This window comes from Halomonas getboli, from assembly GCF_023094245.1.
Taxonomy (GTDB): domain Bacteria; phylum Pseudomonadota; class Gammaproteobacteria; order Pseudomonadales; family Halomonadaceae; genus Halomonas; species Halomonas getboli.
In genome coordinates this window covers 14,214-34,243 of sequence record NZ_JALMEW010000006.1, presented here as the reverse complement: position 1 = coordinate 34,243, position 20,030 = coordinate 14,214, and the positions used below count along the sequence as shown (strand labels likewise).

The 20,030-nt window shown below is 69.2% G+C and carries 24 protein-coding genes; 11 read left to right on the top strand and 13 right to left on the bottom strand.

Translation table 11 applies throughout. The features are described from left to right. Nucleotides 1–8 precede the first annotated feature (8 nt). From MYL53_RS13150 to flgA, 3 genes are all read right to left on the bottom strand, one after another. Nucleotides 9–458, bottom strand: a complete 450-nt coding sequence (locus MYL53_RS13150; protein ID WP_247854406.1) for a flagella synthesis protein FlgN — start codon at nucleotides 456–458, stop codon at nucleotides 9–11. Continuing rightward, on the bottom strand, nucleotides 455–745 hold the full coding sequence (flgM, locus tag MYL53_RS13145) for a flagellar biosynthesis anti-sigma factor FlgM (RefSeq protein WP_247854405.1): 291 nt from the start codon (nucleotides 743–745) through the stop codon (nucleotides 455–457). Before flgM ends, MYL53_RS13150 begins: the two co-directional genes overlap by 4 nt. A gap of 92 nt (nucleotides 746–837) precedes the next feature. Continuing rightward, the gene (gene flgA / locus MYL53_RS13140) at nucleotides 838–1,518 is read right to left on the bottom strand and encodes a flagellar basal body P-ring formation chaperone FlgA (protein WP_247854404.1); all 681 of its coding nucleotides are present in this window, start codon (nucleotides 1,516–1,518) and stop codon (nucleotides 838–840) included. A gap of 161 nt (nucleotides 1,519–1,679) precedes the next feature. Between flgA and flgB the strand changes: the two genes are divergently transcribed. From flgB to flgL, 11 genes are all read left to right on the top strand, one after another. After that, complete coding sequence (gene flgB, locus MYL53_RS13135; RefSeq protein WP_247854403.1) at nucleotides 1,680–2,093, top strand: flagellar basal body rod protein FlgB; 414 nt, start codon at nucleotides 1,680–1,682, stop codon at nucleotides 2,091–2,093. A gap of 11 nt (nucleotides 2,094–2,104) precedes the next feature. Further along, nucleotides 2,105–2,512: a flagellar basal body rod protein FlgC gene (flgC, locus tag MYL53_RS13130; RefSeq protein ID WP_247854402.1), complete on the top strand. Its 408-nt coding sequence runs from the start codon at nucleotides 2,105–2,107 to the stop codon at nucleotides 2,510–2,512. A gap of 4 nt (nucleotides 2,513–2,516) precedes the next feature. After that, nucleotides 2,517–3,221: a flagellar hook assembly protein FlgD gene (flgD, locus tag MYL53_RS13125; protein ID WP_247854401.1), complete on the top strand. Its 705-nt coding sequence runs from the start codon at nucleotides 2,517–2,519 to the stop codon at nucleotides 3,219–3,221. Between the two features lie 71 nt (nucleotides 3,222–3,292). Further along, entirely contained in the window at nucleotides 3,293–4,828 is a 1,536-nt protein-coding gene (locus MYL53_RS13120; protein ID WP_247854400.1) for a flagellar hook protein FlgE, read from the top strand. Between the two features lie 16 nt (nucleotides 4,829–4,844). Further along, nucleotides 4,845–5,600, top strand: a complete 756-nt coding sequence (locus MYL53_RS13115) for a flagellar basal body rod protein FlgF (RefSeq protein ID WP_247854399.1) — start codon at nucleotides 4,845–4,847, stop codon at nucleotides 5,598–5,600. 25 nt (nucleotides 5,601–5,625) lie between these two features. Then, a complete protein-coding gene (gene flgG / locus MYL53_RS13110) occupies nucleotides 5,626–6,408 on the top strand; it encodes a flagellar basal-body rod protein FlgG (RefSeq protein ID WP_035594307.1) in 783 nt (260 codons plus the stop codon). Between the two features lie 70 nt (nucleotides 6,409–6,478). After that, nucleotides 6,479–7,120, top strand: a complete 642-nt coding sequence (locus MYL53_RS13105; protein ID WP_425591759.1) for a flagellar basal body L-ring protein FlgH — start codon at nucleotides 6,479–6,481, stop codon at nucleotides 7,118–7,120. 78 nt (nucleotides 7,121–7,198) lie between these two features. Beyond that, nucleotides 7,199–8,266 carry a flagellar basal body P-ring protein FlgI gene (locus tag MYL53_RS13100; protein WP_282103568.1) on the top strand — a complete coding sequence of 356 codons (1,068 nt, stop codon included), beginning with the start codon at nucleotides 7,199–7,201 and terminating at the stop codon, nucleotides 8,264–8,266. Further along, nucleotides 8,266–9,264: a flagellar assembly peptidoglycan hydrolase FlgJ gene (gene flgJ, locus MYL53_RS13095; protein WP_247854397.1), complete on the top strand. Its 999-nt coding sequence runs from the start codon at nucleotides 8,266–8,268 to the stop codon at nucleotides 9,262–9,264. The genes MYL53_RS13100 and flgJ overlap by 1 nt, the downstream gene beginning before the upstream one ends. 104 nt (nucleotides 9,265–9,368) lie before the next feature. Continuing rightward, on the top strand, nucleotides 9,369–11,012 hold the full coding sequence (gene flgK / locus MYL53_RS13090) for a flagellar hook-associated protein FlgK (protein WP_247854396.1): 1,644 nt from the start codon (nucleotides 9,369–9,371) through the stop codon (nucleotides 11,010–11,012). Nucleotides 11,013–11,029: 17 nt separating this feature from the next. Continuing rightward, the gene (flgL, locus tag MYL53_RS13085; protein ID WP_247854395.1) at nucleotides 11,030–12,247 is read left to right on the top strand and encodes a flagellar hook-associated protein FlgL; all 1,218 of its coding nucleotides are present in this window, start codon (nucleotides 11,030–11,032) and stop codon (nucleotides 12,245–12,247) included. Between the two features lie 106 nt (nucleotides 12,248–12,353). On the opposite strand, the gene fliR is transcribed toward flgL, so the two are convergent. From fliR to fliI, 10 genes are all read right to left on the bottom strand, one after another. Beyond that, on the bottom strand, nucleotides 12,354–13,139 hold the full coding sequence (gene fliR / locus MYL53_RS13080; protein ID WP_247854394.1) for a flagellar biosynthetic protein FliR: 786 nt from the start codon (nucleotides 13,137–13,139) through the stop codon (nucleotides 12,354–12,356). 6 nt (nucleotides 13,140–13,145) lie between these two features. After that, complete coding sequence (gene fliQ, locus MYL53_RS13075) at nucleotides 13,146–13,415, bottom strand: flagellar biosynthesis protein FliQ (RefSeq protein WP_247854393.1); 270 nt, start codon at nucleotides 13,413–13,415, stop codon at nucleotides 13,146–13,148. A gap of 16 nt (nucleotides 13,416–13,431) precedes the next feature. Next, nucleotides 13,432–14,184 (bottom strand): flagellar type III secretion system pore protein FliP, encoded by a 753-nt coding sequence (gene fliP, locus MYL53_RS13070; protein ID WP_247854392.1) that lies wholly within the window; start codon nucleotides 14,182–14,184, stop codon nucleotides 13,432–13,434. Next, complete coding sequence (gene fliO, locus MYL53_RS13065) at nucleotides 14,181–14,612, bottom strand: flagellar biosynthetic protein FliO (protein WP_247854391.1); 432 nt, start codon at nucleotides 14,610–14,612, stop codon at nucleotides 14,181–14,183. The genes fliP and fliO overlap by 4 nt, the downstream gene beginning before the upstream one ends. Beyond that, the gene (fliN, locus tag MYL53_RS13060; protein WP_247854390.1) at nucleotides 14,609–15,121 is read right to left on the bottom strand and encodes a flagellar motor switch protein FliN; all 513 of its coding nucleotides are present in this window, start codon (nucleotides 15,119–15,121) and stop codon (nucleotides 14,609–14,611) included. The genes fliO and fliN overlap by 4 nt, the downstream gene beginning before the upstream one ends. Further along, complete coding sequence (gene fliM / locus MYL53_RS13055; protein ID WP_247854389.1) at nucleotides 15,114–16,157, bottom strand: flagellar motor switch protein FliM; 1,044 nt, start codon at nucleotides 16,155–16,157, stop codon at nucleotides 15,114–15,116. The genes fliN and fliM overlap by 8 nt, the downstream gene beginning before the upstream one ends. A 19-nt stretch (nucleotides 16,158–16,176) precedes the next feature. Then, complete coding sequence (gene fliL / locus MYL53_RS13050; protein ID WP_247854388.1) at nucleotides 16,177–16,653, bottom strand: flagellar basal body-associated protein FliL; 477 nt, start codon at nucleotides 16,651–16,653, stop codon at nucleotides 16,177–16,179. A gap of 120 nt (nucleotides 16,654–16,773) precedes the next feature. Next, entirely contained in the window at nucleotides 16,774–18,147 is a 1,374-nt protein-coding gene (locus MYL53_RS13045) for a flagellar hook-length control protein FliK (RefSeq protein ID WP_247854387.1), read from the bottom strand. A 26-nt stretch (nucleotides 18,148–18,173) separates the two neighbouring features. Next, nucleotides 18,174–18,629, bottom strand: a complete 456-nt coding sequence (gene fliJ, locus MYL53_RS13040) for a flagellar export protein FliJ (RefSeq protein WP_247854386.1) — start codon at nucleotides 18,627–18,629, stop codon at nucleotides 18,174–18,176. After that, nucleotides 18,626–20,020, bottom strand: a complete 1,395-nt coding sequence (gene fliI, locus MYL53_RS13035; protein ID WP_247854385.1) for a flagellar protein export ATPase FliI — start codon at nucleotides 20,018–20,020, stop codon at nucleotides 18,626–18,628. Before fliI ends, fliJ begins: the two co-directional genes overlap by 4 nt. Nucleotides 20,021–20,030 lie beyond the last annotated feature (10 nt).

The window sequence follows — 20,030 nt, the reverse complement described above, 5'->3', positions numbered from 1 at the left end:
CTCGCGGCTCAGGCGCGGGCGTCGAGCCGGCGCGGCTGCAGCCCGGTGCGGCCCTGGGCGGAGTAGGTGTCGGGGTCGGCGAGGCGGTGGATGGTGTCGAGCAGCTGCTGATTGTGGCGCATGCGCAGCTCCAGCAGGCGACCGTTGCGTTCGTTGAGCCGGGCGATCCGGCGGGCGCCTTCCAGCATGGCCTGCCAGCCGTCGAGGCAGCCGGCATCGGCGGCGGCCTGGCGGGCGCCATCGAGGCCGTCGGCATAGCCTAGCTGGCGCTGCACCCTGGCCCGCCGCGCCTCGGTATCCTCCAGCGCCCGCTGGAGGTCGGCCTTCTCGGCGGCCAGGGCGTTGAGGCGCCGGCCGTCGATCTCGCCTTCGACCAGCAGCCCCTGTTCCTCCTCGAGCCGCTGGCCCAGCCGGGTCAGGCGCTCGGCCTGGCCGTCGAGCAGCTGCTTCAGGCTCACTGAGCGTCGCCCTCGTCCGCCAGCAGGTCCTGCACGCTGGCGATCAGGCCGTCGGCGATGCGCTCCGGCTTGATCTCCAGCTGGCCGTCGCGGATGGCCGCGCGCAGCTCGTCGACCCGGGCGGTATCGATGTCCTGGCTCGCATCGGTCGCGCCCTGGCGCAGATGCGTCGTGGTCGCCGCTTCCGGCGTGTCCTGTTGCGCCGCGGGCGCTTCCCGGGTCTGGCGGGTCGCGTCGCGGGATTCGATCTGGCCGGGGCGCAGGGGAGTGTGATTGTCGACTTTCACGGTGAGATGCCTCGTGAGCGGTGCGTTACCCGAGCTATCGGCGCCCGAGGCCATAACTTTAATGCCCGGGCGGGGGTGGCGGCCAGCCCGGGCTAGCCGGTCACGGCCAGGCGCCTGGGCCCGATGATGCGGCCCTCGAGGATGCGGCGGTCGTCCAGGCGCACCCGGATCTCCTCGCCGCGGCCGCCCGAGCCCAGCGCCTCGGCCTGGCGCATGATGCGAAAGCCCTGCCCCTTCGCCTCCAGGGTGACGCGATCGCCGCGCTCCACCAGTCTCGGCGCCCGCAGCTGATGGGCCTGGATCACCCGCCCGGCGGCCAGTGAGCGGCGCGCCTGCTGGCCGACGATCGCCTCGACGGAACGCAGCGCCCGGCGCGGCAGGCGGTCGAGTTCGCCGCGCCGCTGTTCCAGGTCGTCGCGGGTCAGCACCGCGCCCGCGGCGATGGCGTGGGCGGTGACCGGATAGCGGCCGATCACGCTGACCTCGGCCTGCAGATAGCGGGTGCGAGCGTCGTCTCCGCCGCAGCGTATGCCCACCGACAGCCGCCCCAGCGGCGCGCGCGACGTGTTCCTCAGGAAGGGCGCCGGCTGCTGGCAGGTCGGGAAATGCGCGGCGGGCGGATAGAGGGTCACGCTGACCTCGTCGCCCAGCGGGGCGGCCTCGGCGGTCAGGAAGTCGCGCACGGCGTCGAGCATGACCGTGTCCTCGGCCGGCGCCGGAGTGGCGGCCAGCAGCAACAGCAGTAGCAGGCAGCGACGGATCGGTCGGGGCATGAGGCATGGCTCGGCGAGGATTCCTGAGCGAAGTCTAGCGGTCATCGTGGGCGGGGATGCCGTGAAATGGCCCGGCTATCGATGGCTGTTCGGCCCTTTGGGCTGACACCTCCCTGGCTATTCTCCATCGTCGACGAATTTCCTTTTCCGGAGCGTGCCGGATGATCGATCAGCTCGAAGCCTCCCTCAATTTCTCCCAGCAGGCCCTGCATCTGCGCCACGAGCGCCAGAAGATGCTGGCCAGCAACATCGCCAACGCCGATACCCCGGGCTACAAGGCCCGCGACATGGACTTCGGCGCCGAACTGGCCAAGGCGACGCGACAGGGCGCCGGCGCGCGCGGCGGCCTGTCGCTGGCCCGCACCGACGCCGGCCATCTGGCCGGCCAGGGGATGCCGGCGCCGCGCGGGGAGCTGCTCTATCGGGTGCCGGACCAGCCGAGTCTCGACGGCAATACCGTCGACATGGATCGCGAGCGCACCGCCTTCGCGGACAACTCGGTGCGCTATCAGGCCTCCCTGACGCTCCTCAACAGTCGAATCCAGGGCCTCAAGAAGGCCATGCAACCCGAATAAGGAGCGGTGGCATGTCGATGTTTTCCGTGTTCGATATTTCCGGCTCGGCGATGAGCGCCCAGTCGCAGCGCATGAACGTCACCGCCAGCAACCTGGCCAACGCCGACAGCGTGGCCGGCCCCGACGGCGAGGCCTATCGCGCCAAGCAGGTGATGTTCGAGAGCCAGGCCGCCACCCGCGACGGCATCGGTGGGGTCGGGGTGCGCGAGGTGGTCGAGGACCCCGCGCCGCTGCGCCGCGAGTATCGCCCCGAGCATCCGCTGGCCGACGACCAGGGCTATGTCAGCCTGCCCAACGTCGATCCCGTGGCGGAGATGGCCAACATGATCTCCGCCTCCCGCTCCTACCAAGCCAACGTCGAGGTCATGAACACCAACAAGCAGTTGATGCTCAAGACCCTGACCCTGGGCGAGGGCTGATCCCATGGCATCCACCATCGATTCCGGCGTGCTCAACGGCCTCAACGCCGGTGCTGCCAGCGCCACCGGGGCCGGCGGGCTGACCTCTGGCCAGTCGGACGAGCTGCGCAACAACTTCATGACCATGCTGGTGACCCAGCTGCAGAACCAGGATCCGATGGATCCGATGAAGAACGAGGAAATGACCTCCCAGCTGGCGCAGATCAACACCGTCAGCGGCATCGAGGAACTCAACGACTCGCTGTCCGAGATCACCAGTCAGATCGACGCCGGGCGCACGCTGCAGGCCACCGCCCTGATCGGTCAGGGCGTGATGGTGCCCGGCAACCGGGTGCTGCTGAGTCAGGGTGACGAGGGCGAGGTGACCACCACGCCCATCGGGGTGGAGCTGGGCGCCCCGGCCGACGAGGTCAGCGTGACCGTCACCAACGCCTCCGGCGAGGTGATCAACACCTATGACCTGGGCGCCATGGAAGCCGGCGTGCAGTCCTTCGGCTGGGACGGCAAGACCCGCGACGGTCAGGTCGCCGCCGACGGGGCCTACCAGTTCCGCATCGAGGCCAGCCAGGGCGGCGAGGCCGTGTCGGTCGAGGCCCTCAACTACGCCATGGTCAACAGCGTCACGCCCTCCACCGACGGCGACGTACGTCTCGACCTGGGGGCCGTCTACGGCCAGGTCGGCCTGAACGACATCAAGCAGATTCTGTGATGCCCCGGGGCCGGTTCCAGAGGCGAGTCGGCCCGGCACCTTTCATGATTCGATAACGCAGGGACAGTGACATGGGTTTCTCACAAGCGCTCAGCGGCCTGAATGCCGCCTCTTCCAGCCTCGACGTGCTGGGCAACAACATCGCCAACTCCCAGACCGTGGGCTACAAGAGCTCCAGCGCCCAGTTCGCCGACATCTTCGCCGGCTCCACCGGCCTCGGTACCAAGGTCTCCGCCGTGCTGCAGGACTTTGGCGACGGCAACATCGAGAACACCGGCCGCAACCTGGACCTGGCGATCAGCGGCGACGGCTTCTTCCGTTTCCAGCAGGACGGCGAGGTGGTCTACTCGCGCAACGGCCAGCTGTCCATGACCGCCGACGGCTACCTGGAGAATGCCCAGGGGGCGAGGATCATGGGCTACGGGCTCAACGCGGCGGGCAACGTCCAGACCGGCGGCCAGCCCGGGGTGCTGCAGGTGCCGGCGGACGACATGGCGGCCAGCGCTACCACCGAGGTCTCCACCTCCTTCAACCTGGATGCGCGAGAAACCGTCGGCAGCGATCTCAGCCAGGCCGAAGTGACCGACGCTACGGGGGCAGACACGACTCTGAACTACCACTTCTCGAACAACTTCTCGACCTACGACTCGCTGGGCAATTCGCGCAACGTCACCGTCTACTACGAGAAGGTCGATGCCAATACCTGGCGCGGCCGGGCGGTGATGGACGGCACATACTCTGAAGAGAACGATTTCTTCCTGCGCTTCGACAATAACGGCCAGCTCCAGGACCAGGGCGTGGCCGGTGTCGACGCCAACTTCCTGCAGGCGGAGGACACGCTCGAGCAGCGCGAGGCCGAGCTGGTAACGGCGACCAGCGACCGAGATGCGGCGCAGGATGCCTACGACAGTGCCCAGGCCGCCGTCGACGCAGCCCAGGCGGCTTTTGACGCCGATAGCTCCCAGGCCAATCAGGATGCTCTGGCGGATGCCAACACAGCGCTTACGGCTGCCAATACTGAATTGACTGACGCGACGACGGCATATAGCGATGCGCTTGGTCAGCGTAATACTGCCCAGGCTGCCTATACCACCGCCTATAACGCCCTGGATGCCGATATCGAGACGGCGATGACCTTCGCCGCGAAGGGTGGCGCCGCCGAGCTGACCTTCGACTATCGACCGACCGGCTCCACCCAGTTCGGCAATACCTCCTCGACCAGCTCGCTGACTCAGGACGGCTATACCTCCGGCGCCCTGGTGGGCATCACCATCCAGGACGACGGCACCGTGATGCGCAACTACGCCAACGAGCAGTCGGTGCCGGCCGGGCAGATCGCGCTGGCCAACTTCCGCAACCCGGAAGGGCTCGAGGCGGTGGGCGACAACGCCTGGTCGGCCACCGCGAGCTCCGGTCAGGAGCTGCTCGGCGAGCCGGGCACCGGGGTGCTCGGCAGCGTCCAGTCCAGTGCCATCGAGACCTCCAACGTGGACCTGGCCAGCCAGCTGGTCGACATGATCGTCACCCAGCGCGCCTACCAGGCCAACTCCCAGACCATCTCGACCCAGGACGAGGTGCTTCAGGCCGCCATCAACCTGAGCCGCTAAGCCGGAGAGCTGAGCCATGGATCGCATTCTCTACACCGCCATGAGCGGCGCGCGCCAGAGCATGGAGCAGCAGGCGGTGGTCAGCCACAACCTGGCCAACGCCTCCACCACCGGCTTTCGCGCCCAGCTGCACGCCATGCGCGCGGTGCCGGTGCAGGGCGACGGTCGGCTGGACACCCGCGCCTCGGTGGCGGCCTCCACGCCGGGCGCCGATACCTCGCCCGGGCCGATGACCCGCACCGGCCGCACCCTGGACGTGGCGATGAAGGGCGATGCCTGGCTCGCCGTCCAGGCCCCCGACGGCAGCGAGGCCTACACCCGCCGCGGCGACCTCCAGGTCGACGGCGACGGCCTGCTGCGCAGCGCCGGCAACCCGGTGATCGGCGAGGGCGGCCCGATCCAGGTGCCGCTCGGGGCGCAGGTGTCGATCGGCGCCGACGGCACGATCAGCGCCATCGGCACCGGCCAGGGTCCCGATGCCCTGGTGCCGGTGGGGCGCCTGAAGCTGGCCACGCCCGGTCCCGGCGGGCTCGAGCGCGGCGTGGACGGCCTGTTCCGCGCCCAGGCCGGCCAGAACGGCGAGCCGGGCCTGCTGCCGGCCGATGACGACGCCACGCTGATCAGCGGCGCGCTGGAGGGCAGCAACGTCAATCCGGTGGAGACCATGGTGTCGATGATCGACGTGGCGCGGCGCTACGAGATGCAGACCAAGGTCATGAGCACCGCCGACGAGAACGATCAGCGCGCCAACAGCCTGCTCTCCATGAGCTGAGGCGCACGAACATGAGGGAAGCAGAATGATCAAGTCACTGTGGACGGCCAAGACCGGTCTGGAGGCCCAGCAGACCAAGCTGGACGTGATCTCCAACAACCTGGCCAACGTCAACACCAACGGCTTCAAGCAGTCGCGGGCGGTGTTCGAGGACCTGCTGTACCAGAACCTGCGCCAGCCCGGCGCCCAGACCAACGCCCAGGACCGTCTGCCGTCGGGCATGCAGGTCGGCACCGGCGTGCGCCCGGTGGCCACCGAGCGCCTGCACACCCAGGGCGGCCTCGAGCAGACCGGCAATAGCCGTGACCTGGCGATCGAGGGTCGGGGCTTCTTCCAGGTGATGATGCCGGACGGCACCACCGCCTACACCCGCGACGGCAGCTTCCAGCTCGACCAGAACGGCCAGATGGTCACCGCCAACGGCTATCCGCTGGAGCCGGGCATCGTCATCCCGCCGAACGCCCTGTCGGTGAACATCGGCGAGGACGGCATCGTCTCGGTCAAGGTGCCGGGCGACAGCGAGCTCCAGGAGGTCGGTCAGGTCACGCTCTCCACCTTCGTCAATCCCACCGGGCTGGAGAGCCTGGGCGGCAACCTCTATGCCGAGACCACCGCCTCCGGGCCGCGCACCGAGGACATTCCCGGCATGAACGGCACCGGCAGCATCATGCAGAACTACGTCGAGACCTCGAACGTGAGCGTGGTCAAGGAGATGGTCAGCATGATCCAGACCCAGCGCGCCTACGAGATCAACAGCAAGGCCGTGCAGACCAGCGACGAGATGCTGTCGCGCCTGGCGCAGCTGTGACGCCGATGACGGAGCGGAGGAGGACGGCATGAGCAGGGCTAGCCCGGGCGGCGCATGGCGCTGGCTGCTGATGGCGGCGCTGGCGGTGCTGGGGGGCTGCGCGCAGATTCCCCACGCCTCGGTGGTCGGCGAGCAGGAGAAGATCGAGATTCCGGAGCGGCCGATGGCACGCGCCAACGGCGCCATCTATCAGCCGCGCAGCGGCTACCAGCCGCTGTTCGAGGACCGGCGCCCGCGCATGATCGGCGACATCCTGACCATCGTGCTGGACGAGGACGTCAGCGCCAGCAAGAACTCTCAGTCCAGCGCCGACCGGAGCGGCTCGTCGAGTCTCGAGCTGGCGCAGCTGCCGGACGCCCTCGACAAGCTGGCCGAGTATGGCTTCGACGTCTCCGGCGACAGCGACTTCCAGGGCGGCGGCGGCTCCCAGGCCAACAACTCCTTCACCGGCACCATCACCGTGACCGTGATCGACGTGCTGGGCAACGGCAACTTGCGGGTGCGCGGCGAGAAGCAGATCGCCATCAACCAGGGCACCGAGTTCATCCGCTTCGGCGGCGTGGTCAATCCGCGCGACATCACCGGCGAGAACACCGTGCCCTCGACCTCGGTGGCCGACGCGCGCATCGAGTACGTCGGCGACGGCTACATCAACGAGGCGCAGCACATGGGCTGGCTGCAGCGCTTCTTCCTCAACGTCTCGCCCTTCTAGGAGAGTGGCATGATGACCGGCACTCGACGCGCGACGGGCGCACTTCCGCGGCTGGCCTCCGGGCTGGCCTTCGTCGCCATGATCCTGCTGGCGCTGCCGGCCCAGGCCGAGCGGCTGCGCGACCTCGCCAGCTTCGCCGGGGTGCGCGACAACGCCCTGGTCGGCTACGGCCTGGTGGTCGGGCTCGACGGCAGCGGCGATCGCACCACCCAGGCGCCCTTCACCGGTCAGAGCCTGACCAACATGCTGTCCCAGCTCGGCATCACCGTGCCCGCCGGCACCAACATGCAGCTGCGCAACGTGGCGGCGGTGATGGTCACCGCCGAGATGCCGGCCTTCGCCAGCCCCGGCCAGGAGCTCGACGTGGTGGTGTCCTCGGTGGGCAACGCCGACAGCCTGCGCGGCGGCACCCTGCTGATGACGCCGCTGAAGGGCGCCGACGGCAGCGTCTACGCCCTGGCCCAGGGCAACCTGCTGGTCGGGGGCGCCAGCGCCTCGGCGGCCGGCTCCAGCGTCCAGGTCAACCAGCAGGCCGGCGGACGGATCGCGGGCGGCGCCACCGTGGAGCGCGAGGTGCCGCTCGATCTGGGCGCCAACGGCGGCCTGCTCGAGCTGCAGCTCGAGACCGACGACTTCGGCACCGCCCAGCGGGCGGTCAGCGCCATCAATCAGGCCTTCGGCCGGGTCGTGGCCTCGGCGCGCAATGCTCGGGTGATCGCCCTGGACGGCCCCCGCGATCCCAATGCCCGGGTCAACTTCATGGCCCGGGTCGAGAACGTCCAGGTCACGCCCACCGAGGAGCCGGCCCGGGTGGTGCTCAACTCGCGTACCGGCTCGGTGGTGCTCAACGGTCAGGTCACCCTGCGTCGGGCGGCGGTGGCCCAGGGCAACCTGTCGATCGTCATCGACAGCGACGTGGAGGTCAGCCAGCCCAACCCGTTCGGCAACGGTCAGACCGTGGTCACCCAGAACGCTCAGGTCAGCATCCAGCAGCAGCCCGGCACCCTCAAGGTGGTCGAGGGTGCCGACCTGATGGAAGTGGTCGACGCGCTCAATTCCCTGGGCGCCACGCCCAACGATCTGATGTCGATCCTCGAGGCCCTCAAGGAAGCGGGCTCGCTGCGCGCCGAACTGGAGATCATCTGATGAGCCTGGATGCCCCCGACACCGCCCGCGGCCAGTTCGCCCTGGACATCCAGGGCCTCGAGCGCCTCAAGCACAATGATTCCGGCGAGGGGCTGAAGGATGCGGCCCAGCAGTTCGAGGCCCTGTTCGTGCAGATGATGGTCAAGAGCATGCGCGAGGCGGTGCCTTCCTCGGGGCTGCTGCAGAGCCAGGCCGGCGACATGTATCAGGAGATGCTCGACAAGCAGTGGTCCCAGAGCGTGGCCGAGCGCGGCCTGGGGCTGGCCGACCAGCTGGTGTCCCAGCTCCAGGGCTCGGTCGGCGGGCGCGACGCCGGGACCTCGAATGGCCGGGACATCGAGGCGCTGATCGCCGGGATTCCCCGCGGTACCCCGCGGCCGTTGACCAATGCCCTGATGGCCGACGAGCGAAGCGACGATGACGCCACGCCGGCCTCCTTCCTCGATGCGATCCAGGCCACGCCGGGCGACGATGGCGCCGCCCTGGCCGCATCGGCCGAGCCGGCGGGGCGGCCGGAGCACGTTCAGGCCTTCCTGGAAAGGCTCGCCGGCCCGGCCCGTGCGGCCAGCCGAGAGAGCGGCGTGCCGGCCGAGCTGATCCTGGCCCAGGCGGCGCTGGAGACCGGTTGGGGGCGTCGCGAGATCGCCACGGCCGACGGCGGCAACAGCCACAACCTGTTCGGCATCAAGGCCGGCAGCGGCTGGCGGGGCGAGACCACCGAGATCCTCACCCACGAGGTCATCGACGGCCGCCGCCAGCCGGTGCGCGATCGCTTCCGCGTCTACGACTCCTTCGAGGCGGCCTTCACCGACTACGCCCGGCTGATCGGCGACAACCCCCGCTATGCCGGGGTGAGCGCGGCCGCCACGCCCGATCAGGCGGCACGGGCCCTGCAGCGCGGCGGCTACGCCACCGACCCGGCCTACGCCGACAAGCTGATCGCGGTGATGTACAGCCTGGGGCCGCTGCCCGGGGGCGAACGCCTCGCCTCCCGCTAATCCTCTATTTCCAGGGGCTTTTTCACGCGTTTTCCTGACTTTCGGCCTCAAGTCCGCGACCGGGCGGCCGATAGCGAACAGTATCGGCACAAGGGAACATCGTCATGAGCATCTTCTCCACCGGCCTCAGCGGTCTCAACGCCGCCCAGAATGCCCTGGCCTCCACCAGCAACAACATCAGCAACGTCTACACGGATGGCTACAACCGCGAGGTGACCGTGCTCGGCGAGAGCAGCACCGGCACGGGCGGGGTGCAGGTCAACGATATCCAGCGCCAGTTCAACCGCTATATCGCCGACCAGCTGAACGACGCCACCAGCAAGACCAGCGCGCTGGAGGCCTACGGTACCCAGGTGGAGCAGATCGACAGCCTGCTGGCCGACGAGGCGGCCGGGCTCTCGCCGCTGATGCAGGACTTCTTCTCCTCGATGGAGGACCTGGCCAGCGCGCCGTCCGACCCGGCCGCCCGTCAGGGCGTGCTGGGCACGGCGGATACCCTGAGCGCCCAGTTCCGCTCCTTCGACGGCTACCTGCAGGACATGCAGGACGGCATCAACGGCCAGATCGAGGACGAACTCACCCAGATCAACAACACCACCGAGCAGCTGGGCTCGATCAACCGCGAGATCGCCCTGGCCCGCGCCAAGCAGGGCGAGGCGCCCAACGCGCTGCTCAACCAGCGCGACCAGCTGGTCCACGAGCTCAGCGAGCGCATGGACCTGCGGCTCAATATCCAGGACGGCAAGTCCTACAACATCAGCCTGCCCAACGGCCAGCCGCTGGTGATGGGCGACCGCAGCTTCAAGCTCGAGGCCATGGCCTCGCCCGACGATCCCCAGCGCAGCGTGATCGGCTACCCGGACTCCAGCGGCAACGTCCACGCGCTGGATGAAGATGCCATCACCGGCGGGACCCTCGGCGGGCTGATGAGTTTCCGCACCGAGACCCTGGACAAGGCCCAGAATCAGATCGGCCAGATGGCGGTCTCGCTGGCGGTGGCGGTCAATGCGCAGCATGCCGAGGGCATCGATCTGGACGGTGAGGCGGGCGGCGACTTCTTCACCATCGGCGCGCCGCGCGCCTTCGCCGCCGACGACAACGCGGGCACGGCCGAGATCGCCTCGGTGGCCTTCGATGCCGACAACATCGACCGGCTCGAGGCCACCGACTACACGGTGCGCGTCACCGATGCCGCGGCGCCGGCCTTCGAGGTGGTGCGCCAGGACACCGGGGCCGTGCTGGATGCCGCCGAGGTCGACTACGCCGGCGGCGAGCTGAGCTTCGGCGGCGTGACCCTGAGCTTCGACGATCCCGCCGGCCTGGCCGACAGCGACAGCTTCGAGGTGCAGCCGGTGCGGCGTGCCGCCGCCAACCTCGACACCGCGATCTCCGACCTCGACAAGATCGCCGCGGCCGGTCCCGGCGGCGGCTCGGGCAACAACGAGAACGCCCTGGCGCTGCAGGACCTGCAGCAGGAAAGCGTGGTCGGCGGCTCGGCCTCGCTCAGCGAGGCCTATGCCTCGATGGTCAGCGACGTCGGCAATCGGACCAATATCGTGCAGGTCAACCTGGAGGCCCAGCAGGGGCTCAGCGAGCAGCTGGAGGCCGTCCAGCAGTCCGAGTCCGGGGTCAACCTGGACGAGGAGGCGGCCAACCTGATCCGCTACCAGCAGTACTACCAGGCCAACGCCAAGGTCATCGATACCGCCACCACGGTGCTCGACACCGTGCTCGGCCTGCGCGGTTGATTAGGGAGCTTCACGAGATGCGCATCAGCACCGTCACCATGTTCAACCAGAGCGTCGGCTCGCTCAATCAGCAGCAGTCGAAGCTGCTCGACGTCAGCCAGCAGATCGCCAGCGGCCGCCGGGTGGTCAACCCGTCCGACGATCCCCAGGCGGCTTCCCGAGCCGTGGGCGTCAGCCAGTCGCTGGCCGTGACCGAGCAGTACACCGACTCGCGGGTCAGCGCTCGCAACTCGCTGTCCCAGGGCGAGAGCGTGCTGAACAGCGTCAGCGATGCCATCACCAAGGCCAAGACGCTGCTGGTGCAGGCCTCCAACGGCACGCTCAGCGATGCGGATCGTCAGTCCGTGGCCTCTGAGCTGAGCGGGGTCTACGAGACGCTGCTCGGCCAGGCCAACGCCACCGATGGCAACGGCACCTACCTGTTCGGCGGCTACAGCGACGGCAGCGCCCCCTTCGTCAAGAACGCCAGCGATGAGGTCGAGTACGTGGGCGACAGCCAGGTACGTCGGCAGCGCATCGATGCTTCGCGGCTGATGGAGGTCAGCGACAGCGGGCAGGCGATCTTCCAGAGCGTGCCGAGCGGCGCCGGCCACGTGGCCAGTGCGGACGCCGGCAATGCGGGCAGCGTGGCCTTCTCCGGGCCCCAGGTCATCGACGATGACGCCGTCGACACGACCCAGGCCTACACCATCGCCTTCGCCGGCGATGCCGCCTCGGGCTTCACCTACGACGTCCAGGATGCGGCCGGCAACAGCGTCGACAGCGGCAGCTACGACGGCGAGTCGATGCGGATCGAGTTCGGTGGCCTGGCGATGGAGCTCGACGGCGAGCCCGTCGCCGGCGACAGCATCGCGGTGAACCCCGCCGATCAGGGCAATACCGACCTGTTCACCACGCTCGAGAACGCGATCTCCGTGCTGGAGAATCCGGCCGGCACCGATGCCGAGAAGGCGGCCCTCGGCAATACCCTGAGCACCTCGATGCGCGAGCTGGACAATAGCCTGGACAACGTGCTGACGGTGCGTGCCTCCATGGGCGCGCGGCTCAACGAGCTGGACGTGGTGGACGGCGTCAGCGCCAACCGCACCCTCAACTACGAGCAGACCCGGTCCGACCTGGTCGATCTCGACTACGCCGAGGCGATCTCCGAATACAGCCTGCGTCAGGTGGGCCTGCAGGCCGCGCAGCAGACCTTCGCCGACATGAAAGGCATGTCGCTCTTCCAGTACCTCTGAGTCCGTTACCCGGACCGGAGGTTCTGCCGGCCATGGTCATCCCTGCCCATGGTCCCTTTGGCCCGCCCTGCTGCATCCCGTCAGGGCGGGCTTTTTTGCTGCCGGCTCAGCCCGCCAGCGCCGCGAGAAAGGCCTGCAGGAAGTCGAGGCCCTGATCGAACAGGCGCTCCAGGAAGCGGTCGAGGTCGGTCATCAGCACCATCATCAGGATCACCCCCACGGTCAGCGAGGCCGGAAAGCCGATATTGAACACGGTCAGCTGCGGCGCCGAGCGGTTGAGGATGCCCAGCGCCAGGTTGATGATCAGCAGCGCCGCCACCAGCGGCAGGGCCAGCAGAATGCCCGAGCTGAAGATGGTGCCGCCGTAGCGGGCCAGCATCTCGAAGGCGCCGGGGTCATAGCGGCCCAGTCCGATCGGCAGCGCCTCGAAGCTCGAGGCCAGCAGCTCAAGCACCATCAGATGGCCGTCGAAGGCCAGGAACATCAGCAGCGTGATCATGTAGAGGAAGCGCGACAGCACCATCATGTTGGTGCCGCTGGAGGGATCGAAGAAGGTGGCGAAGGCCAGGCCCATCTGCAGGCCGATGAACTCGCCGGTGGCCTGGACCGTCACCAGGGTCACGCGCATCACCAGCCCCATGGCGGCGCCGATCAGCAGCTGCTCGGCGACGATGCCGAGCCCGGCCCAGGAGAACAGCGGCACCTGAGGCATCGGCGGCAGCACCGGCGCCATCACCACGGTCAGCGCCATGGCCAGGGCGATCTTGATCTGGCGCGGCACGCTGGAGTGGCCCCAGATCGGCGAGGCCAGCATCAGCCCGGTGATACGGCAGAACGGCCACAGGAAGGCGACCAGCCAGCCGTGCAGCTGGGCGAAGGTGATCTCGACCATCGCGGCCTACATCACCATGTTGGGAATGTTGCCGAACAGCTCGCGGGTAAAGGTGGTGATTAGGCCCAGCAGCCAGGGGCCGGCGAGCACCAGCACGGCGAACACCGCCAGGATCTTGGGGATGAACGACAGCGTCATCTCGTTGATCTGCGTAGCGGCCTGAAACAGGCTGACCAGCAGCCCGGTGAACAGCGCGGTGAGCAGCAGCGGCCCGGCCAGCAGCAGGGTCACGCGCATGCCCTGGTAGGCGATGGTCATTACCGTTTCGGGGGTCATGGCAGTCTCCGGGGACTCACACGTAGAAGCTTTCCGCCAGCGAGCCGATGATCAGCTGCCAGCCGTCGACCAGCACGAACAGCATCAGCTTGAACGGCAGCGAGATGGTGATCGGCGGCACCATCATCATGCCCAGCGACATCAGGGTGCTGGCCACCACCAGGTCGATGATCAGGAAGGGGATGAAGATGGTGAAGCCGATCTGGAAGGCGGTCTTCAGCTCGCTGGTCACGAAGGACGGCACCAGCACCCGCAGCGGCACGTCTTCCGGGCCCTGAAGCGGGCCGACGTCGGCCAGCCGCGCGAACAGCGCCAGGTCGGGCTCGCGGGTCTGGGCCAGCATGAACTCGCGGAAGGGACCCTCGGCCTGGGTGAGGAACTCGGGGAAGGCGATGCTGCCGTTGGACAGCGGCACCCAGGCCTGGTCGTACACCTGGCCGAATACCGGGGCCATGATGAAGAAGGTCAGGAACAGCGCCAGTCCCAGCAGCACCTGATTGGGCGGCGTGGCCTGGGTACCCATGGCGGTGCGCAGCAGCCCCAGCACGATGATGATGCGGGTGAAGCTGGTCATCATCAGCACCGCCGCCGGCAGGAAGGCCAGCGAGCTGAGCAGCAGCAGGGTCTGCAGCGACAGCGACCAGCGCTGGCCGCCGTCCTCCATCGGCTGGCTGATCAGGCCGGGTACCTGCTGGGCCAGCGCCAGGCCGGGTATCAGCAGCAGCCCTAGGAGCAGCCAGCGGGCATGGCGCGGGGCGAGTCGGTTCATTCGCGCCCCCGGTCGCCGCGGCCCAGGCCGGCGTGGTGGCGCAGCGCCTGGGCGAAGCGGGCGGCGAAGCCATCGTTCGGGTCGATCGGCGATACGACCTCGGAGGACGGCGTGTCGGGCGCGGGCAGCTCGTGGAGCTTGCTGACCTGGCCGCCGCCGACGCCCAGCACCAGCCAGGTGCCCTCGACCTCGACGATCACGACCCGCTCGCGCTGGCCGATGCCGGTGCTGCCCACCAGGCGCGGGCGATGGCCCTGGCCGCGTCCGCCGCCGTTCAGGCGCCGCAGCAGCAGGCTGCACACCAGGATGACGCCCAGCACCAGGGCCAGGGCGGCGGCCGTCTTGCCGAGGGTGGCCATGCCGATCAGGGCATCGCCGCCGCCGAGCCCGTCGAGGGTGGCGCCGGCGCCGGAGGCGGTCTCGCTCATCGGTTCAGCTTCTGGACGCGCTCGGAAGGTGTGATGATCTCGGTGATGCGGATGCCGTACTTGTCTTCCACCACCACCACTTCACCCTGGGCGATCAGATAACCGTTGATCAGGATGTCCATGGGCTCGCCGGCCAGCCCCTCGAGCTCGATCACCGAGCCCTGGGCCAGTTCCAGCAGCTGCTTGATGGTCAGCTTGGTGCGGCCCAGCTCCACGGTCAGCTTGACCGGGATGTCCATGATCATCTCGAGGTCGCGCGGCACGGCCTTGTCCTGGCCACCCTCCAGCGGCTGAAAGACGCTGCCGCTGGCCGGCTGCGCCTCGGCGCCGGCCGCGGGCTCGGCGGGAGCCTCGTTGCCCTCGGCCTCCTCGGCGGCGGCCTGCTCGGCCATGGCCTCGGCCCAGGGATCGTCGTCCGCGCTCGGCGCGTCGTCGCCTGCCTGTTCGGACATGGCGGCCGCCCACTCGTCGTCGAGGTTCTGATCGTCGGGCTTGTTGGGATCAGTCATGCTTGGCTTCCTTGGGTTTCGGCTGAGCCCCCTTGACGAAGGCGCTGGACGGCGCGTGGCCCGCCGCGTGATCGAACAGTCGCAGCACCCGCAGGGCGCGCTGCTCGTGCTGACTGCCGTACTCGCATTCCATCACCGGCACGCCGTCGACGCTGGCGGTCACCTTCTCGGGCAGCTCCAGCGGCAGCACGTCGCCGGCCTTGAGCGCCAGCACCTGGGAGATGCGGGAGGGAATGTCGGCGAAATTGGCCACCAGCTCGACCTCGGACTGGCGCAGCTCGCCGGCCATGCGCTTCGACCAGCTGCCGTCCTGGTCCTGATGACTCTCGTTGAGCGGATTGGTCAGCAGGTCGCGCAGCGGCTCGATCATCGAGTAGGGCATGCAGATCTGGAAGCTGCTGGCCAGGTTGCCGACCTCGAGGTTGAAGCTGGTGTTGACCACGATCTCGTTGGGCGAGTTGGTGATATTGGCGAACTTCGACTGCATCTCGCTGCGCAGGAAGCTGATCTCCAGCGGATAGACCGACTTCCAGGACTCGGCGTAGGCCTCGATGGCCAGCTGCAGCATGCGCTGGATGATGCGCTGTTCGGTGTTGGTGAACTCGCGCCCCTCGGACTTGGTGAGGAAGCGGCCGTCGCCGCCGAACAGGTTGTCCACCACCATGAACACCAGGTTCGGCGGGAACACGATCAGCGCCGAGCCCTTCAGCGGCTTCATGGCGATCATGTTGATGTTGGTGGGCACCGGCACGTTGCGCGAGAAGTCGCTGTAGCTCTGGTACTTCACCGAATCCACGGTGATGTCGGCGCTGCGCCGGATCAGGTTGAACAGCCCCATGCGGAAGTGGCGCGCGAAGCGCTCGTTGATCATGTCCAGCGCATGCAGGCGTTCGCGGATGATGCGGTGCTGGTTGGCCGGATCGAAGGGGCGCACCTGCGGCTGGCCGTCCTGGCCCTCCGCGGGCTCGTCGTCCCCGCTGACGCCCTTGAGCAGGGCGTCGATCTCGTCCTGGGAGAGCAGATCTTCTTGAGACATGGTCGCTACCCGCCCGGCGTCATTGCACGATGAAATCGGTGAACAGCACGCGCTCGATGGAAAGCTCCGGCTGCGGCTCCGTCATGGGCGCCTCGAGGGTGGCCTTCACCTGGTCGGCGAGGCGCTGCTTGTCTTCCGGCGTGGCCAGGTCGGTGGCCCGCTGGCCGGAGAGCAGCATCAGCAGGCGGCTGCGCACCTCGGGCATGTGCTCGTTCAGCAGCGTCTCGCTCTGCTCGTCGGCGACCTTGAGCGAGATGCCCGCGTAGAGCAGCCGCGAGCCGTAGTCGTCGTCGGCCAGGTTGACGGTGAAGGGCTCGATCTCGACGAAGATCGGCGCCTGGGCTTCCACGATCTCGGGCTCCTGGGCCATGGCCTTGCCGTCGTCATCGTCGCTCATGACCATGAACAGCGCCGTGGCCGCCGCCGATGAGGCGATCACCACCAGCACCACCAGTAGCCACAGCAGTTTCCGGGAGCCTCTGCTGGATGTCGCCATTGCCGTTCCTATGCTGAATATTCTGCCGATAGCGGGGGATTATGCCGCCCGCGAGGGCGGCACGATGATGTGAACAGGCCCGATGAACGCGGCCATCTCCGGATTTTGCGCCGAGCGGGGTCAAGCGTAGAGATCGACGCGGCCGTCCAGGACCCGCTCGAGCGGCGGCGTCGCTCGAGCGAGCTCGGATGGCTCCTCGCCCTCGCTGCCGCTCGGGCCCCCGGCGGTCTCGGCGAACCGGCGACCCTCGCCCTCGCTGCCGCCCTGGCGCTGTTCGCCCACCGAGGTCTCGCCCAGGGCGATGCCCTGGCCGGCCAGCGCCTCTCGCAGCTGGGGAATCGCCTGTTCGAGGGCGTGGCGGACCTGGGCATGGCTCGACAGGAAGTGCGCCTGGGCGCCCTGGTCGCCGACCTTGAGCGTCACCGACAGCGGCCCCAGCTCGGCCGGGTGCAGCTTCATCTCGATGTGCTGCTCACCGCCCTGGCGGGCGAACTGGACTAGCCGCTGGCCGAGCTGGCCCGGCCATGTCTGGCTGCCGACCGGGGCGCTCAGACTCGTCTGCTGAGCGGTAGCGACGCCAGCGGCGTTCGCCGTGGCGGTCGTGAGCGAGGAGAGGTGGCCCGCGAAGGCGCCGCCCGCCGCCGGCAGGGCCTCCTGGCCGCTAGCGCTCTGGCCCTGCCGGCGCGCCGCCAGGGCCTCGAGCATGGTCTGGGGCGAGGCCTGGGCAGAACCGCCGGGCGATGCACCGGCGGCAGCCTGACGCACGGCCTCGGCGGCGGCCAGCGCGGCCGAGGTCGTGGCATTGGTTGTGGTGCCGTTCACGGCGTTGCTGATGCCATCGGCGCGGCCCCGGGCCGCCTCGAGCAGCGGATTGGTCGAGGGAGTGGCCGCGCCCGATGCCAGGCCGGGCAGCGCCGAGCGGGCGCGATCGGCGGATGCCTGGGCCGGCGCCGTGGCGTCACGCTGGCCGGAGGGCTGCGGCGCCACGAGGGTCTGCAGGGCGGCGACGAGCTCGGGGGAGGTGGCCTCGTCCGATGTGTCCGCGGCGGCCTTCATCCGCTGTAGCACGGCGCTCGGATCTTCGCCTTCGGCGATGGCGCCGAGCAGGGTCTGGAGCGCCTCGGGCAGGCCGTCGCCCTCGGCGAGCGAGGCCAGCGCCTGGCGCAGCTGGCCCGCGGCGTCTTCTCCGTCGACCGAAGACAGCAGGGCCGCGAGGTCTTTCGACACGTCCTCGCCCTCGGCCGCGGAGGCCAGCAGCCGCTGAAGGCGCTCGGGCAGGGCTTCGCCGTCGGCAGCGGCCGTCGGCAGCCGAGAGGCCGGCGGTGACGACTCTGCGCCGCTGCCAGGGGCGGGTTGAGCGCCGGCCTGGGGCGACAGCGAGGCCAGCGCCTTGGCGAAGCCGTCGCCGGTCAGGGCGCCGGCGGCGCCCGAGCCACTGCCGTTCGAGGCCGCGGGCGTACCGGTGCCGGCGGTGAGGATCTGCTGGATGTCCATGAGTGATTCCCTGTGTTGTCCGCCGCTTAGTAGCCGCTCGGTACGCCGTCCCGGCGCCGCCAACGCTGTGTCACCTGTTCATCGGTGGCGCGCTGTTCGCGCCGCTGCTCGGCCTGGCGTTCGGCATCGGCGCGACGCTCGGCGAGGGTGTCGTAGGCGCTCAGCCGGCGCTGTTCCTGCTGCCAGTGCTGCTGGCTGCGCTCGACGCGGCGCTGCTGTTCGGTCAGGGCCTGGCGGGCGCGGTTCAGGGCGTCATCCAGCGAGGCCAGGAAGCGCTGATAGTTGTGCATGCTGGCCGGGTCGATGCCCTCGCGCAGCGCGGTCTGCAGGCGGGCGGCGTATTCGGCCCGGTAACGCTGCAGCGACTCCATCTGGGCGACGATCTGGTCGGCGCTGCGACGGTCGCCAGCGAGCTTCTGTCCGGCCTGGTCGCGGGCCTCGCGGGCCAGCTCGGTGAGGTTGTCGAGTGCGGTGCGGCTCATGGCCTGCCTCCCAGGGCGCCGAGCAGTGCCTGACGCGAGGCACCGAGGTCGGCGCATTCCCCGATGCCCTGTTGCAGGAAGCCCTCCAGGGCAGGATAGCGATTCACGGCCTCGTCCAGCTGCGGATCGTGGCCCGGATGGTAGGCGCCGACGCTGATCAGGTCGCGGTTGCGCTGGTAGCGCGAGAACAGGCTCTTGAAGCGGCGCGCCTGCTCGAGCTGCGGGGCGTCGACGATGGCGGTCATCGCGCGGCTGATCGAGGCCTCGATGTCGATGGCCGGGTAGTGGCCGGCCTCGGCCAGGGTACGCGACAGCACCACGTGGCCGTCGAGAATGGCGCGGGCCGAGTCGGCGATCGGGTCCTGCTGGTCGTCGCCCTCGGTCAGCACCGTGTAGAAGGCGGTGATCGAACCGCCGCCGCGCTCGGCGTTGCCGGCGCGCTCCACCAGGCTCGGCAGCTTGGCGAACACCGAGGGGGGATAGCCCTTGGTGGCGGGCGGCTCGCCGATGGCCAGGGCGATTTCGCGCTGGGCCATGGCGTAGCGGGTCAGCGAGTCCATGATCAGCAGCACGTTCTTGCCCTGATCGCGGAAGTCCTCGGCCAGGCGGGTGGCGTAGGCCGCGCCCTGCAGGCGCTGCAGCGGCGAGGTGTCGGCCGGGGCCGCCACCACCACGGCGCGCCGGCGCCCCTCCGGGCCGAGGATGTTGTCGATGAAGTCCTGCACCTCGCGGCCGCGCTCGCCGATCAGCCCCACCACGATCACATCGGCCCGGGTGTAGCGGGCCATCATGCCGAGCAGCACCGACTTGCCGACGCCGGAGCCGGCGAACAGGCCCATGCGCTGGCCGCGGCCCACGCTGAGCAGGGCGTTGATGGCGCGGATGCCGACGTCGATCTGAGTGTCGATGGGCGCCCGCGACAGCGGGTTGAGCGGCGGCGTGGCCAGCGGCGCCCGGGGCGCCTCGTCCAGCGAGCCCTGGTCGTCCAGCGGCGCGCCGTTGCCGTCCACGACCCGGCCCAGCAGCGACTCGCCGAGGGGGAAGCGGCGGGCGGCGCCGTCGCTGCCGTCGCCCAGCGGCAGCACCCGGGCGCCGGGGCGCAGGCCGCTGATCGCGGCCAGCGGCATCAGGTACAGGCGTTCGCCGTCGAAGCCGACCACCTCGGCCTCGGCGTAGTGACGGCCCAGCCGGCCGTGGTCGTCGGGCAGCTCGATGCGACAGGCGTTGCCCAGCGCCACCTGCAGACCCACCACCTCGATCACCAGCCCGGTCGCGCGCACCACCCGGCCGCTGGCGCGGCTGGTCGGCAGCGGCTCGATGCGCCGGCGCACGCCCCGGAGGGCGCGCTGCCAGCTGGCCTGGTGGCGGTTGGTGGGAGCGGTGTCGTTCATCGCGGTCGAC